The 13,713-nt window shown below is 64.3% G+C and carries 14 protein-coding genes; 3 read left to right on the forward strand and 11 right to left on the reverse strand.

Annotated elements, in window-relative coordinates:
- Positions 1-18: 18 nt before the first annotated feature.
- The 4 genes from AC1Z32_RS14130 to AC1Z32_RS14145 all read right to left on the reverse strand — a co-directional run bounded on the left by AC1Z32_RS14130 (position 19) and on the right by AC1Z32_RS14145 (position 3,788).
- The gene (locus AC1Z32_RS14130; protein ID WP_483479240.1) at positions 19-630 is read right to left on the reverse strand and encodes a class I SAM-dependent methyltransferase; all 612 of its coding nucleotides are present in this window, start codon (positions 628-630) and stop codon (positions 19-21) included.
- The gene (locus AC1Z32_RS14135; protein WP_483479241.1) at positions 627-1,418 is read right to left on the reverse strand and encodes a PIG-L deacetylase family protein; all 792 of its coding nucleotides are present in this window, start codon (positions 1,416-1,418) and stop codon (positions 627-629) included. The genes AC1Z32_RS14130 and AC1Z32_RS14135 overlap by 4 nt, the downstream gene beginning before the upstream one ends.
- Complete coding sequence (locus tag AC1Z32_RS14140) at positions 1,406-2,443, reverse strand: acyl-CoA dehydrogenase (protein WP_483479242.1); 1,038 nt, start codon at positions 2,441-2,443, stop codon at positions 1,406-1,408. The genes AC1Z32_RS14135 and AC1Z32_RS14140 overlap by 13 nt, the downstream gene beginning before the upstream one ends.
- A gap of 325 nt (positions 2,444-2,768) precedes the next feature.
- Positions 2,769-3,788 (reverse strand): bile acid:sodium symporter family protein, encoded by a 1,020-nt coding sequence (locus AC1Z32_RS14145; RefSeq protein WP_483479243.1) that lies wholly within the window; start codon positions 3,786-3,788, stop codon positions 2,769-2,771.
- Between the two features lie 514 nt (positions 3,789-4,302).
- Between AC1Z32_RS14145 and AC1Z32_RS14150 the strand changes: the two genes are divergently transcribed.
- Both AC1Z32_RS14150 and AC1Z32_RS14155 read left to right on the forward strand, forming a co-directional pair.
- Complete coding sequence (locus AC1Z32_RS14150; protein ID WP_483479244.1) at positions 4,303-4,671, forward strand: hypothetical protein; 369 nt, start codon at positions 4,303-4,305, stop codon at positions 4,669-4,671.
- Between the two features lie 490 nt (positions 4,672-5,161).
- Entirely contained in the window at positions 5,162-6,259 is a 1,098-nt protein-coding gene (locus tag AC1Z32_RS14155) for a porin (RefSeq protein WP_483479245.1), read from the forward strand.
- A 70-nt stretch (positions 6,260-6,329) separates the two neighbouring features.
- Here the strand turns inward: AC1Z32_RS14155 and AC1Z32_RS14160 are convergent, their stop codons facing one another.
- A complete protein-coding gene (locus AC1Z32_RS14160; RefSeq protein WP_483479246.1) occupies positions 6,330-7,292 on the reverse strand; it encodes an NAD(P)H-dependent flavin oxidoreductase in 963 nt (320 codons plus the stop codon).
- Positions 7,293-7,555: 263 nt separating this feature from the next.
- On the opposite strand from AC1Z32_RS14160, the gene AC1Z32_RS14165 reads away from it, so the two are divergent.
- Positions 7,556-8,446 carry an alpha/beta fold hydrolase gene (locus AC1Z32_RS14165; protein ID WP_483479247.1) on the forward strand — a complete coding sequence of 297 codons (891 nt, stop codon included), beginning with the start codon at positions 7,556-7,558 and terminating at the stop codon, positions 8,444-8,446.
- A 177-nt stretch (positions 8,447-8,623) separates the two neighbouring features.
- Here the strand turns inward: AC1Z32_RS14165 and AC1Z32_RS14170 are convergent, their stop codons facing one another.
- From AC1Z32_RS14170 to bioB, 6 genes are all read right to left on the reverse strand, one after another.
- The gene (locus AC1Z32_RS14170) at positions 8,624-9,514 is read right to left on the reverse strand and encodes an MBL fold metallo-hydrolase (protein ID WP_483481629.1); all 891 of its coding nucleotides are present in this window, start codon (positions 9,512-9,514) and stop codon (positions 8,624-8,626) included.
- A 29-nt stretch (positions 9,515-9,543) separates the two neighbouring features.
- Positions 9,544-10,101 carry a DUF1289 domain-containing protein gene (locus tag AC1Z32_RS14175; protein WP_483479248.1) on the reverse strand — a complete coding sequence of 186 codons (558 nt, stop codon included), beginning with the start codon at positions 10,099-10,101 and terminating at the stop codon, positions 9,544-9,546.
- Positions 10,102-10,136: 35 nt separating this feature from the next.
- Positions 10,137-10,634 (reverse strand): YbaK/EbsC family protein, encoded by a 498-nt coding sequence (locus AC1Z32_RS14180; RefSeq protein ID WP_483479249.1) that lies wholly within the window; start codon positions 10,632-10,634, stop codon positions 10,137-10,139.
- Between the two features lie 16 nt (positions 10,635-10,650).
- Positions 10,651-11,574 (reverse strand): hydroxymethylglutaryl-CoA lyase, encoded by a 924-nt coding sequence (locus AC1Z32_RS14185; RefSeq protein WP_483479250.1) that lies wholly within the window; start codon positions 11,572-11,574, stop codon positions 10,651-10,653.
- A gap of 33 nt (positions 11,575-11,607) precedes the next feature.
- Positions 11,608-12,549 (reverse strand): 2-hydroxyacid dehydrogenase, encoded by a 942-nt coding sequence (locus AC1Z32_RS14190; RefSeq protein ID WP_483479251.1) that lies wholly within the window; start codon positions 12,547-12,549, stop codon positions 11,608-11,610.
- Positions 12,550-12,655: 106 nt separating this feature from the next.
- Positions 12,656-13,711, reverse strand: coding sequence for a biotin synthase BioB (gene bioB, locus AC1Z32_RS14195; RefSeq protein WP_483479252.1), 1,056 nt, complete (start codon positions 13,709-13,711; stop codon positions 12,656-12,658).
- Between the last annotated feature and the right edge of the window lie 2 nt (positions 13,712-13,713).

Consider the following 13,713-nt stretch of genomic DNA (forward strand, 5'->3'; position numbering starts at 1 on the left):
AGTAAAAATCGCAAAACACTACGCGGCAGCTTCGCGGTCGTGAATGGAACGCTTGTCCGGCGTCCACACGTCGAGGACCAGATCGTCGTCCCAGTAATGGCAAAGCACCGGCATGCTCATGCGGCCGCGCAGCTTCGCGTGAACTTCGTCGCCGTTTTGACCCCAGCCTTCGATCGGCCTGCGCCAATGACACGCGACGACCGCGCCGTCGCGCGAAAGAGTCTGATGTATGTGCTCGACGATATGCCATAGCTGCGGCTCGTCAAGGTAGTAACCAATTTCGCTGATCACGACGAGATCGAACTTGCCGCTCGGCCAGAGGTCTGGCAGCAGCATCTGTTGGACTTTCACGTTCGGACACTGAGCGACGCGCTGCCGCGTGAGCGCGACGGCGTCTTCGGCGATGTCCGTCGCGATGAGTTCGTCGCAGCGCGGCGCGAGCAGCGCGGTCAGCTCGCCGTTGCCGCAGCCGGGCTCGTAGGCGCGCGTGTAGCGCTCGTGCGGAAGCGACGCGAGCATGAGCGCGCGCTTACGCCGTTCATACCAGCGATGCCTGATTTTCCAGGGATCTTCATTTTCTCGATACAGATGATCGAAGTACTGCTGAGCATTTTTGTTGGTGTTGTTCATATGAGTACGACTTCGAAAGGCCGAGTCAGCCTGGCCAGCACATGTTCTGGCAGCACTGGCGCCTGGCCGGTCGCGGCGTCGGGTTCGAGTTGGCTTCGGAAAGCCTGCACGGCCCGGAGCTTCCGGGCATGCGTCGCGCCGTCGAGGATGATGCGGCGGGCGCGGCTCCACGGCACGCGCGTATCATCCGGCGAGGCCCAGTGCCATGTCCAGAGCGGCACTTCGACACATGGCAGCTCGAGTGCCTCTGCCGCGAAATGAACGGCGCGCCCGGCTGCCTCGTGATCGGGGTGCCCATCATAGCGCCAAGTCGTGAAGACGATATCTGCCTTCTCAAGATATCTGGATAGCAATCCTGATAGATTCGATTCGATGCGCCGTGGATCGCCGTCCTGCAGACCGAGCCTCACCACCTGCACCTGACGCAGATGCAAGCGCTGCAGCGCCGCGCGCGTTTCCTGCGGACGCACGTGTGCAAGGCGCTCCGGCGGCCATTCGGGAGAATGCGGGTGGCTCGCGGTGCCGTCCGTCACGGCGATGATGAGTATGTTCCGGCTGATCTCCGAGAGACGCGCGAGCAGTCCGCCGGTGCCGAGCACTTCGTCGTCGGGGTGTGGCGCAACTACGACAGCCCGCGCGCCGAATGGCACCAGTTCTCCGGGTTCGACCTCGGGCAGCGCGTTGAGGCGCGCCCATCCCTGCCACGCCGCTTCGGGTGTGCCTTCGCCCAGGATCGCGCGGTCGATGGCCGTTTGATCCGTCGGCCCTCGCGTGCTCACACTTGCCATGAAGTCCATTCCTCCTCGATGACGCGCTCGGCGAGCGCCGCTTCGTCGCGCTCCGCGTGGCTTTGTCGAATGAAAACCGGTAGATCGGCCATGAGTTGGGCGAAATGCGCGTCGCGGCACAGCGGGCCCGCGCCCAGCGCACGGCCCGCGCGCTCGACGACGAGGGCGGCAGCATGCTCCGCCGCGAGCCGTGCGCGCATGGCGGGCGCCATGGCGTCGGCGTGGGGCTCGCGATCGACGAACGCCGCCGTCTCGCGCAGCAATGCGGCCGTGGCGCACAGCGTCGTGTCCATGGCGCCGAGATGCGCGAGCTTGTGCGGGCCCGCGCGATGTCTCGCGTCTCGCGCGACGAACGTCGCGATGGCCGCCGCCGCGCCAAACCAGCATGCGGCGATTCCCGCGCCGCCCTGCCAGAAACCGGGACGCTCCAGATACCCGCGCGGCGGCCCGACCAGCCGCGCGGGCACGCGCTCGAAACGCACGTCGACGCTCGCGCTCGCATGCATGCCCACCGCGTGCCAGCCGGCATGGGTGATCTGCACGCCTTGCTGCTTCAGGCCGACGGCGGCGAGCACCGGTTCGTCATGTTCGTTCCATGCCGTCACCAGCGCATGCGTGACCGAGGCCGCGCCGGAGCACCACGCCTTCGTGCCGTGCAGCAGTGCGGTCTGCGTATCGGTGCCGCGCAGCGCCGAAAGCCGCGCGCTCGGCGGCTCGGCGGCCCACACGGCCCAGGCGCTGTTCTCTTCCGGCGGTTCGGCGCCAAGCTCGGCAAGGATCGCGAGGGCATCGGTATGGCCTTCGTACAGCTTGACGAGCGACAGGTCGAACCCGGCCACCGCGCCGAGCGCGCGCCAGCGCTCGGCGGTGTTGCCGCGGCCCGGCAAGGGCAGACGATCCAGACCCGCCGCGATCAGCGCCTGCAGCGCGTGCCCTGTGTCCGGCGCGCTGCCGCGCTGAAACCGCAGCTCGCCGAGAAAGCCGCGCAGGGCGGAAGCTGTCGCCTGTGGGTCGACGTGATTCATTTCTTCTTCCGCGATCGATGGCTGACGGGATGTGTCCGCATGGTTCGTCCTATGTCCGTTTCTGCACGGTTCTGAACGATAGTGTGGCAAGGCACATGCCCGGGCGCCATTCGGCCCAATGGCATAGGCCGAAGCGTCGGACGCACGGCAGCGTTCGTACGAAATTCGATGTGGAAAGTCAGATTTTCTGGCTTATGCCATTCGGCTGAGTCGACGCCGGCGCGCGGCTGGGATCAAATGACGAAAAGGCCGCGCATGGCGGCCTTCACTGGAAGAGGAAAAAGCGACGCTGAAGCAGCTGATGCCGCTTGCGAAAAAGCGTGAATCAGCGGCGCGCCGGAGCGCCGACGTTCTTGCCTTCGCGCGCGGGTTCGGGCGCGGTCTTGCGCGCGCCCCAGCGTTGTGCGAGTACGGCGCAGACCATGAGCTGGATCTGATGAAACAGCATGAGCGGCAGCACGACCGCGCCCACCGAGTGCGACGCGAAGATTACCTTCGCCATCGGAATGCCCGAGGCGAGACTCTTCTTCGAGCCGCAGAAGATGATCGTGATCTGGTCCGCGCGGGAAAAGCCCAGACGCTTCGCCGTGAACGCGGTGAGGAACAGTGCGGCCGCCAGCAGCAGGACATTGACCGCGAGCAGGCCGGCGAGCGTCGACAGCGAGATCGAATGCCAGATGCCTTCGTTCACGGCCTCGCTGAACGCGACGTACACGACGAGCAGAATCGAGCCCTGATCGACGAACTTGAGCATCGCGCGGTGCTTGTCGATCCATTTGCCGATAGCCGGCCGCAACAGTTGCCCGGCAATGAACGGCACGAGCAGTTGCAGCGTGATGTTGCCAACGGTATGCCACGGCGAGCCGGTCGTCGCGCCATGATTGCTCACGACGAGCCCGACGAGCGCCGGCGTGATGAAAATGCCGAGCAGGCTCGACGCGGACGCGCTGCACACGGCCGCCGGCACGTTGCCCTTCGCCATCGACGTGAACGCAATCGACGATTGCACCGTGGAGGGCAGCGTGCAGAGGAACAGGATGCCGGTGTAGAGCGCGGGCGTGACGAGCGGCGTGAGCACCGGTTTCAGAACGAGCCCGAGCAGCGGGAAGAGCGCGAACGTGCTCAAAAGGACGACGAGGTGCAGCCGCCAGTGTGTCGCCCCGGCAATGATCGCCTCGCGCGAAAGTTTTGCGCCATGCAGAAAGAACAGCAGGCCGATGGCAATATCGGTGATCCAGTTGAATGCCACCGCCACGCCGCCGCGGCAGGGCAGAAAGCTCGCGATGATGACGGTGCCGACGAGCGCAAGCGTGAAATTATCGGGAAGAAATTTGGGCCGTGCCATTCAGAGAGTCTCGAGCGTGGGCATGCCGGGCGCGGTGCCCGGCGTTTTCAGCGTCAAGTCAGGAAAACCATGATTTTCGCTTGCGCGCGATTGAATTGGCAAATTCATTTACACGATCAATTGATTACCATGGCGCATGAAAGCAACAGATTCGCTGAGAAACCGGCCCTCGCCACAGCAACATTCGGACCGTTCGCAGAACAATGTGGCCGCCCTTTGCGATAGTCTGCCCGGCCGGTTTTTTCGTCACATGATTGGTCGTCCGAAACGGTTGCGGGAGGCGAAAAACTCTGACGTAACATGGTGTTACAACCATCGAGCAGGCATAACACTTTTTGGCTCGACTGCCGCCGCGACGCGAAATAAATTGTTGGATACACCGGTTGGCGGGTTTTTGCATCAATTCGATGTCATGACCCGGATGTTCCGACTACGGCCGGTTGCCCGCATGGATCGTTAGCACGCGCTTTCGACGCCTCGGACGAGAATAGGGTCGGACGCAGGCAGTTTGGACATGGCGCTCACTGGCTTTCGCAAGACTACCCGGCTTTTCGCATCCGCTGCGCTCGGCGCGCTGGCGGTGGCGGGTTCGCTCGCGCTTGCGGGGCCCCGCGCCGAGTGGCTGTCGTCGGCGGTTTTCAGCGACTCCACCAGTAGCAGGCAATCGTTGCACTACACGCCGGTCGCCGCGAAAGACGGTTTGACGCCCGTGAGCGCCGAGGTTCGCCCGGTTCCGCGCGCCGAACAGGGCGTTCCCATGCGCGGTGCGGGCTCCATCCGTGCCGATATCACGCGCTACAACGAAGAGCGCAGTCTGCCGCGCCCGCCCGGGCGCCCGTCGGACGATGGCCGCGCGCCGGCCAACGGCAATTACCGCAACTGACCCTTCCGCCTCAAAAGCAACGGACGCCGTTCCGCGCGGAACGCAAAACGCTTGGCACGTCTAGTTCCGTTGTCACGATGACGTAATCTCGCCACAGTTACGCGTCGATTTTCTCTCGGACATTTCGCTCTTTTTTCCGCGCGCGGACAATGCGCCCTGCGCGGGTAAATGTCATTTTTCCTTTATTTCAAGTGCCTTTCGACGCTCGGAAAAGCGCGCCGATACTCGCTGCGCGTGGCGCCGGTCATCGAACTGGAAGGCGTGCGTGCGAAATAAAGCGGGCTGTTCTGTATTCGAGACCGGCCAGAAGTATTCGAACCGCTATACCCGCAATAACCAAAAACATTTTTGACCGGAAAAATGGTCCGTAAAGATGGTGCCGCTCCACATGCGATGCCTCTCTCGCCCACCTACCCATGCGGTCAGACGAGGCGAGTGCAACGCTCCTCGCCCGCCAAGCTTTCAATTTTCGACAAAGACAGGAGAGTTCATGAAGTCAACCGTCAACCGTGCGCCGAAGACTACGGTGAAAGCAACGGTAAAGGCCACCGCAGTTGCCGCAGCAATGCTGGGCCTCTTCGCCGCGGGGGCGGCACACGCGCAGTCGAGCGTTTCGCTTTACGGCCAGGTCGACGAATGGGTCGGCGCGCAGAAATTCCCGGGCGGTGATCGCGCATGGAACGTGAGCGGCGGCGGCATGTCGACGTCGTACTGGGGCATGAAGGGCGCCGAGGATCTGGGCGGCGGCTACAAGGCCATCTTCACGTTGGAAAGCTTCTTCCGCGCACAGAACGGCCAGTACGGACGCTTCCAGGGCGACACCTTCTTCGCGCGTAACGCGTACGTCGGCATTCAAGGTCCGATCGGCACGTTCACGGCCGGCCGCCTGACCACGCAACTCTTCGTCTCGACGATTCTCTTCAACCCCTTCGTCGATTCCTACGTCTTCTCGCCGATGGTCTACCACGTGTTCCTCGGCCAGGGCACGTTCCCGACGTACACGACCGATCAGGGCGTGGTCGGCGATTCGGGCTGGAACAACTCGGTGCAGTACACGTCGCCAGACTTCAACGGCCTGTCGGGCAGCGCGATGTATTCGTTCGGCAACAATGCAGGCGATGGCCGCTCGAAGAAGTGGAGCGCGCAGTTCCTGTACTTCCACGGCCCGTTCGCGGCGACCGGCGTTTATCAGTACGTGAACTACAACAACACGCCGGGCGACCTCACCAACTTCGTGCCGGGCTACAAGAGCCAGAGCGTCGCGCAACTGGGTGCATCGTACGACCTGAAGTACGTGAAGTTCTTCGCGCAGTACATGTACACGAAGAACGACATCGAGCCGACGTCGTTCCACGTCAACACCGGACAAGGCGGCGTGACCGTGCCGCTCGGCCCGGGCACGGTGATGGCCTCGTACGCGTACTCGCGCAGCAACGGCGGCCTCGACCAGACGCACAAGAGCTGGGCGGTCGGCTACGACTATCCGCTCTCGAAGCGCACCGACGTCTATGCCGCGTACCTGAACGACAAGTATACGAGCATGTCGACGGGCGATACCTTCGGCGTCGGCCTCCGCGCGAAGTTCTAAGCGCATCGAAGCATCAAGCAAAAACACCGCGCCAAGGCGCGGTGTTTTCGTTTCTGCCAGCGGGAAAAAATCAGCGGATCGCGAGCCGCGCCTTCGCGTCGTCGTACTCGCGCTTCAGGCGTTGCACCAGTTCGGCGACGCTCGGCACGTCCTCCATCAGCCCGACGCCTTGTCCCGCGCCCCAGATTTCCTTCCACGCCTTCGCCTTGCTCGTGCCTTCGGCGAAGTTCATCGCGTTCTTGTCGGAGACGGGCAGCGCATCGGGATCGAGCCCGGCTCTGACGATGCTCTCGCGGATGTAATTGCCGTGCACGCCCGTGAAGAGATTCGTGTAGATGATGTCGGCGGCGTTGGCATCGATGATCGCGCGCTTGTAGTCTTCGAGCGCGTGCGCTTCCTTCGTCGCGATGAAGCGCGTGCCCATGTAGGCGAGGTCCGCGCCCATGGCCTGCGCGGCGAGAATCGAGCCGCCGTTGGCGATCGCGCCGGACAGCACGATGGGGCCGTCGAAGATGCGCCGCACTTCGCCGACGAGCGCGAACGGCGAAGTCGTGCCCGCGTGTCCGCCCGCGCCCGCCGCGACGAGAATGAGGCCGTCGACGCCCGCTTCGAGCGCCTTCTGCGCGTGACGCAGATTGATGACGTCGTGCAGCACGATGCCGCCATACGAATGCACCGCGTCGATCATTTCTTTGACGGGCGCGCGCAGGCTCGTGATGAAAATCGGCACCTTGTGCTCGACGCACACGCGCACATCCTGTTCTAGCCGCGCATTGGACTGGTGCACGATCTGATTCACGGCGATCGGCCCGATGACCGCATCGGGGTTCGCCGCCTTGTGCTCCGCGAGCGATGCCTGAATCTGCGTGAGCCATTCGTCGAGCAATTCGGCGGGGCGCGCGTTGAGCGCCGGGAACGAGCCGACGATGCCCGCCTTGCATTGCGCGAGCACGAGCTCCGGATAACTGACGATGAACATCGGCGAACCGACGACAGGCAACGCGAGGTGCTGCAGGATGGCGGGCAGGGCCATGGCACGAATCTCCTGAATGTGTCCGGGCAGCGTGGAATGATTCTACGAGCGTCGCCGGCGAAACGGCATCTGCGAGCATTTTGCGGAAAGCGCGCGCGCCCGGCCAGCGAACGATCGTTCGATTATAGCCATGACACAGTTCGTGACACATCCGCCATTTCCCGAATAAGTCTTCGGTTTCCATGCTTGCAGGCCCGCGCGCGCATGAGCAAACGGGCGCCCGCGCCTACAATGGTCCGCAACGCCACGAACAAGAAAACACCATGTCTTTCGGAGACTACGAGCCGTTTCGCGTCGATGCGGCGGGTATCGAAATTGTCGGAATGAAAGGGGGAGACGGGCCGCCGCTCCTGCTCATGCACGGTCACCCGCAAACACACGAGATCTGGCACAAGTGCGCCGACGATCTCGCGCGGCACTTCACCGTGATCGCGACGGACCTGCGCGGCTACGGCGCATCGGCCAAGCCTGCGAGCGACGAGCGTCACACGCCGTATTCGAAGCGCGCGATGGCCGCGGATCAGGTGGCGGTGATGCGCCACTTCGGCTTCGATCGCTTTCTCGTCTGCGCGCACGATCGCGGCGCGCGCGTCGCGCATCGCATGGCGATGGACTTTCCCGATGCCGTCGACCGCCTGATGCTGCTCGATATCGCGCCGACGCTCGCGATGTACGAAGCGACCGACCGCGCATTCGCGACCGCGTACTTCCACTGGTTCTTCCTGATTCAGCCGACGCCGCTGCCCGAGTTGCTGATCGGCGGCAATCCGGACGCGTATATCGATCGCGTGATGGGCAATCGTCACGCGGGGCTCGCGCCGTTCGCGCCGCACGCGTTGCAGGCGTATCGCGACGCGCTGGCATCGCCCGGCGCGATCTTCGCGATGTGCGAGGACTACCGGACATCGGCGGGCATCGATCTGGAGCATGATCGCGCGGATCTCGAACGCGGGCTGAAAGTCGCGTGTCCGTTGCGCGTGTTGTGGGGGCAGGAAGGCGTGATCGAGCGATGTTTCGATGCGCTCGAAGAATGGCGGCGCGTCGCGCGCGATGTAAGCGGCCGCGCGCTGCCGTGCGGGCATTACATTCCCGAGGAACAGCCCGACATGCTGCTCGCGGAAATGCTCGCCTTCTTCGAGGCCGATGCGCCCTGAAACCCGCGCCCGCCGTGGGTCTTACGCCGGTTCAGGTAGCCGTTAAAATTTTGTAGGGAAAGCACCGATGCACGTGAAATAGCGTCGCGATACGATACTTCGGACGTTGATCACGTCCATATGATTCGCCGCTTGCCGTAGCTGACAAGCGGCTTTCTTTTTGTGCGCCCGGTTTGATCAGGCCGCAGACACGGTCGCGCCGCTCACCTGCACCGAGCCGCCGCGCGCCAGTTCCCCGACGATCTTTTCGATGAGCACCCGACGTTCGCCCGATGGCGCGAGCGCATCGGCGGCGGCGCGCATCGCGCGGGCTTGCGCGGTCATCGTGACGAGCGCATCGAGCGTCATCGCGCGCACTTCCATCAGCTTGAAGACGATCAGCACCTTGAGCGCGTTCTTTGCGTTGCGCGCGGGATCGGCACGCAGATAGTCGAGCCGCGATGAAGCGACGTCGAGCGCGCGCGCGACGTCCGTGAACGGCGCGCCGTGGCCGGGAATCACGACATCGACATCGAGCTTCGCAATCAGATCGAGCACGGCGCGCTCCTCCGCGAAGCCGCTTTCGCCCTCGAGCTCGGGAAAGATCACGCCGAAGCCGTTTTCCCACAAGGCGTCCGCGCTGATGAGCACGCGCGTCTCGGGGCAGTGAAGCATCAGCGAATGCGGATCGTGGCCCGGCGCGCCGAGCACGTTCCAGTCGAAGCCGCCGAGCGTGAGCGTCGCGCCGTTCTCGATCGTGCCCGTGAAGCCGAAGCGATCGCAGCGCTGGCCGGTCGCGCGGAACGTGAGCGCTTCCTCGTCCCAGTCGCGCACGGCATGCGCTTCGCTCGCGGGAATCAGCGTGTCGGAGGCGTATGTCTGCTGAAGGAGGGCATTGCCGCCGCAATGATCCGAATGCAGATGCGTATTGACGATGAGATCGAGCTTGCGCGCGCCGAGCTTCTGCTTCACGAGCGCAAGCGTCTGCGGCGCGTGCGACGCGTAGCCCGTATCGACGATCGCCGTGCGTTCAGCGCTAACGAAGAGCACGTTGTTCGACGAGAGCCAGCCGCGCTCGAGCACCGTCATCGAATCACGAAGCGCTTGCGGCAACACGTTCACGTCGCGTTCTCCCTCGGCATCACGACGATGGTCGCCGTCGCCTTCATCACCGGCTCGCCGAGCTGATTGCTCGCGCCGCCTTCGAGCTTCACGAGATCGCCGTTGAGGCTCGCCTTCCATTTCGCTTCGATCACGCGCCAGCGCATCGTGAGCACGTCGTTCGCCTTCACCGCGCGCGTCAGCTTGATGCCGAACTCGAGGCCGAGCGGCTGCGCGTCTTTCGAGAAATGCGCGGCGAGCATCGCCATCAGATGCGCGGTCGGCTGCGTGCCCGATGCGATCAGCGTGCCGAAGCGGCTCGCGCGCGCGTAGGCGTCGTCGTGATGCAGCGGGTTGAGATCGTTGACGAGCGTCGCGAAATGCCTGATCGATTCGGGCGGCAGCGCGAGCGTCGCTTCGAACGATTCGCCTATCGTCACGACGCGCGCGCCCTGACGCCGGCTCTCGACGCGCGCGAGCACCGCGCGCTTCTCGTCATCGTCATAGGACGCCCACGCGGCGATTTCGTCGATGGTGCGAAAGCAGCCGTCGCAGAAACCGGTGTCCGGATTCATGCGGCAGACATCGACGCACGGTGACGCCACTTCCGTCATGACTCCGCGTTCTCGCGCAACGCGACATCGACGACCGGCGCGCCCGTCAGCTCGATCAATTCCTGCGGCGACAGGTTGAACACCGCGTGCGGATGACCCGCCGCGGCCCACAGGCTCTCGAGCGAGAGCAGGTCTTCGTCGATCAGCGTGACCGGTTCGACCGCGTGGCCGATCGGGCACACGCCGCCGATCGCGTAGCCGGTCTTTTCGCGCACGAACTTCGCATCCGCGCGCGCCAGGGCGCCGACGCGCGCGGCGACCTTCGCCTCATCGACGCGATTCGCGCCGCTCGCGATCACGAGCACGGGCGCGTCGTCCTCGCGGCGGCGAAAGAGAATCGACTTCGCGATCTGCGCGACCGAGCAGCCGAGCCCGGCCGCCGCTTCCGCCGATGTCTTGCCGGTCTCCGGCAGCATCACGACGGCATGCGGATGGCCGCGTTCCTTCAACAAGAGCGCGACCCGGCGCGCGGAATCGGGTAACTGATCGATCATCGTGTTCCTTGTTTGTTCAGGCGCAGGCCGTGACGCTGTCGCGCTTCTTGGTGAAGATCGCCTTGCCGGCGCGCGACGAACTGGGCTTGCCGATCGCGCGCGAAATGAAATCGCCGATATCGACGAGCTGATCGAGATCGACGCCCGTCTCGATGCCGAGCCCGTTCATCAGATAGACGACGTCTTCCGTCGCGACATTGCCCGTCGCGCCCTTCGCATACGGGCAGCCGCCGAGCCCCGCGACCGACGCGTGAAAGATCTCGATGCCTTCGAGCAGCGCCGCATAGATATTGCCGATGGCCTGGCCGTACGTGTCGTGGAAGTGCCCGGAAAGCCGCTCGCGCGGAAACACCTTCTGCACCGCCGCGAGCACTTCGCGCGTGCGTTTCGGCGTGCCCACGCCGATCGTATCGGCAATGTCGATTTCATCGCAGCCGAGCCCCTTCATGCGCTCGACGACATCCACCACCGATTCAATGCTCACTTCGCCCTGATACGGGCAGCCGAGCGTGCACGAGATGCTGCCGCGCAGCCGCATGCCCGCGTCCTTCGCGGCCTTCGCGACCGGCTCGAAGCGCGCGATGCTCTCCGCGATGCTGCAGTTGATGTTCTTCTGCGAGAACGCCTCGCTCGCCGCGCCGAAGATCACGATTTCATCGGCTCTTGCTTCGAGCGCGCCTTCGAAGCCGCGCATGTTCGGCGTGAGCACCGAGTAAATGGTGCCCGGACGGCGCTCGATGCCGGCCATCACGGCGGCGGCGTCGGACATCTGCGGCACCCATTTGGGCGACACGAACGATGTCGATTCCACATTCACGATGCCCGCGCGCGCGAGCCGGTTCACCAGCTCGATCTTGATTTCGGTGGACACGAACTCCTTCTCGTTCTGCAGGCCGTCGCGCGGCGCGACGTCGACGATTTTCACTTTGGCCGGAATCATGGCTGTCTCCCTTTATATGCGATGCGTTGCTGTTCAGTATCCGCGCTTGAAATCGACGATGCCGCTGATCGGCTCGCCGCGCGCGAGCGCCCGGATCTTGCCGGCGATCTGCACGATGCTTTCGTCGCGCAACGTCTCCGCCGAGATATGCGGCGTCACCGACACGCGCGGATGCGTCCAGAACGGATGATCCTTCGGCAGCGGCTCGGTGTGGAATACGTCGAGCGTCGCGGCGGCGATCTGGCCGCTGTCGAGCGCGGCGATGAGATCGGCATCGACGAGATGCGGGCCGCGCGCCACGTTCACGAGATACGCGCCGCGCGTGAGCCTGCCGAACGCCCGCGCGTTCAGAATGCCTTCGGTGTCCGGCGTGTGCGGCAACAGGTTGATGAGCACCTTCACGCCGTCGAGGAACGCGTCGAACTGACCGGGGCCGGCGTGAACCTGCACGCCTTCGATCGTCTTCGGCGAGCGGCTGTAGCCGCGCACGGGCACGCCGAGATTCAACAGTCCCTTCGCGACTTCTGCGCCCAGCACGCCCAACCCGAGCACGCCGACCGTGAACGATTCGCGCGCGTGCTGCGGCCGCTTTTCCCAGCGGCGCTCGCGCTGCAACGCTTCGTATTCGTCGAAGCGGCGCATGTAGCGCAGCACGGAGTACGTCGCATATTCGACCATCTGCTGCGCCATGCCCGTGTCTTCGAGACGCACGAGCTTCGCGTTCGGCGGCAGCGTGCCGGGTTCCTTGCGCTCGACATCGAGAATCGCGTCGACGCCCGCGCCGAGGTTGAACACCGCCTGCAGATCGGGACGATTCGCGAAGAGCTCGCGCGGCGCGCGCCAGACGATCGCGTAATCGGCGGGCGCGGTGTCGCCCGGCTCCCAGACGCGCAGGTCCGCATCGGGCAATTCGCGTCGCAGGCCGTCAAGCCATGCGTCGGTATCGGCGTGTTGTTCGTAGAAGATGATTTTCATGCCGCTTGATTCGGTGAGTTCATCGGACGTTCGGACATTCTACGGTGCGCGATGCGGCGGCAAACCGGCTCGCCCGCGCGGAGCGAGCCGGTTGGACGCGCGAGCGTCAGTTGGCGTGCTCGTGCCCGCAGCCGTGACCGCAGCCGCGCTCGCTTTCCCGCGCGCTCGTGTTCTGCGCCGTTTCCGCACGCATGCCGAGACGCTCGATCAGCTTGCGGTCCGCTTCCGCCTGCGGGTTGCTCGTCGTCAGAAGCTGGTCGCCGTAGAAGATCGAGTTCGCGCCCGCGGCGAAGCACAGCGCCTGCAGCGCTTCGTCCATCTGCTCGCGGCCGGCGGAGAGACGCACCATCGCCTTCGGCATGGTGATGCGCGCGACCGCGATCGTCCTCACGAACTCGAACGGGTCGAGTGCCTCGACGCCGGTGAGCGGCGTGCCCGCAACCTGCACGAGATTGTTGATCGGCACCGATTCCGGATACGGCTCCATGTTCGCGAGCTGCGAGATCAGCCCCGCGCGCTCGCGCCGCGATTCGCCCATGCCGACAATCCCGCCGCAGCACACGTTGATGCCCGCATCGCGCACGTGTTCGAGCGTGTCGAGACGGTCCTGATACGTGCGCGTCGAGATGATCTGGCCGTAGAACTCCGGCGACGTATCGAGATTGTGGTTGTAGTAGTCGAGACCGGCGTCGCGCAGACCTTGCGCCTGATGCGCTTCGAGCATGCCGAGCGTCACGCAGGTTTCGAGGCCCATCGCCTTCACGCCGCGGATCATGTCCTTGATCGGCTCCAGATGACGGTCCTTCGGATTGCGCCACGCCGCGCCCATGCAGAAGCGCGTCGCGCCGTTGGACTTCGCGACTTCGGCCGCCTTCAGGACTTCTTCGACGTCCATCAGCTTTTCGGCCTTGAGGCCGGTCTCGTGATGCACCGACTGCGGGCAGTACGCGCAATCCTCCTCGCAGCCGCCCGTCTTGATGGAGAGCAGCGTGGAAAGCTGCACCGCGTTCGGATCGAAGTTCTCGCGATGCACGGTCTGCGCGCGAAACAGCAGATCGTTGAACGGCAGTTCGTAGAGCGCGACGACATCGGCGACGCGCCAGCGCTGCATCGGCTGCGGCGTGATCTGGGAAGGTGTCTCAGCGGTGATTTGCTGTGTCATGA

Source organism: Caballeronia sp. 11_S32 (assembly GCF_056930355.1).

Excerpts from the sequence above, each read along its gene's own strand:
- AC1Z32_RS14130 (WP_483479240.1), bottom strand. The coding sequence starts at position 630 with ATGAACAACACCAACAAAAATGCTCAGCAGTACTTCGATCATCTGTAT.
- AC1Z32_RS14135 (WP_483479241.1), bottom strand. The coding sequence starts at position 1,418 with ATGGCAAGTGTGAGCACGCGAGGGCCGACGGATCAAACGGCCATCGAC.
- AC1Z32_RS14140 (WP_483479242.1), bottom strand. The coding sequence starts at position 2,443 with ATGAATCACGTCGACCCACAGGCGACAGCTTCCGCCCTGCGCGGCTTT.
- AC1Z32_RS14145 (WP_483479243.1), bottom strand. The coding sequence starts at position 3,788 with ATGGCACGGCCCAAATTTCTTCCCGATAATTTCACGCTTGCGCTCGTC.
- AC1Z32_RS14150 (WP_483479244.1), top strand. The coding sequence starts at position 4,303 with ATGGCGCTCACTGGCTTTCGCAAGACTACCCGGCTTTTCGCATCCGCT.
- AC1Z32_RS14155 (WP_483479245.1), top strand. The coding sequence starts at position 5,162 with ATGAAGTCAACCGTCAACCGTGCGCCGAAGACTACGGTGAAAGCAACG.
- AC1Z32_RS14160 (WP_483479246.1), bottom strand. The coding sequence starts at position 7,292 with ATGGCCCTGCCCGCCATCCTGCAGCACCTCGCGTTGCCTGTCGTCGGT.
- AC1Z32_RS14165 (WP_483479247.1), top strand. The coding sequence starts at position 7,556 with ATGTCTTTCGGAGACTACGAGCCGTTTCGCGTCGATGCGGCGGGTATC.
- AC1Z32_RS14170 (WP_483481629.1), bottom strand. The coding sequence starts at position 9,514 with ATGACGGTGCTCGAGCGCGGCTGGCTCTCGTCGAACAACGTGCTCTTC.
- AC1Z32_RS14175 (WP_483479248.1), bottom strand. The coding sequence starts at position 10,101 with ATGAATCCGGACACCGGTTTCTGCGACGGCTGCTTTCGCACCATCGAC.
- AC1Z32_RS14180 (WP_483479249.1), bottom strand. The coding sequence starts at position 10,634 with ATGATCGATCAGTTACCCGATTCCGCGCGCCGGGTCGCGCTCTTGTTG.
- AC1Z32_RS14185 (WP_483479250.1), bottom strand. The coding sequence starts at position 11,574 with ATGATTCCGGCCAAAGTGAAAATCGTCGACGTCGCGCCGCGCGACGGC.
- AC1Z32_RS14190 (WP_483479251.1), bottom strand. The coding sequence starts at position 12,549 with ATGAAAATCATCTTCTACGAACAACACGCCGATACCGACGCATGGCTT.
- bioB (WP_483479252.1), bottom strand. The coding sequence starts at position 13,711 with ATGACACAGCAAATCACCGCTGAGACACCTTCCCAGATCACGCCGCAG.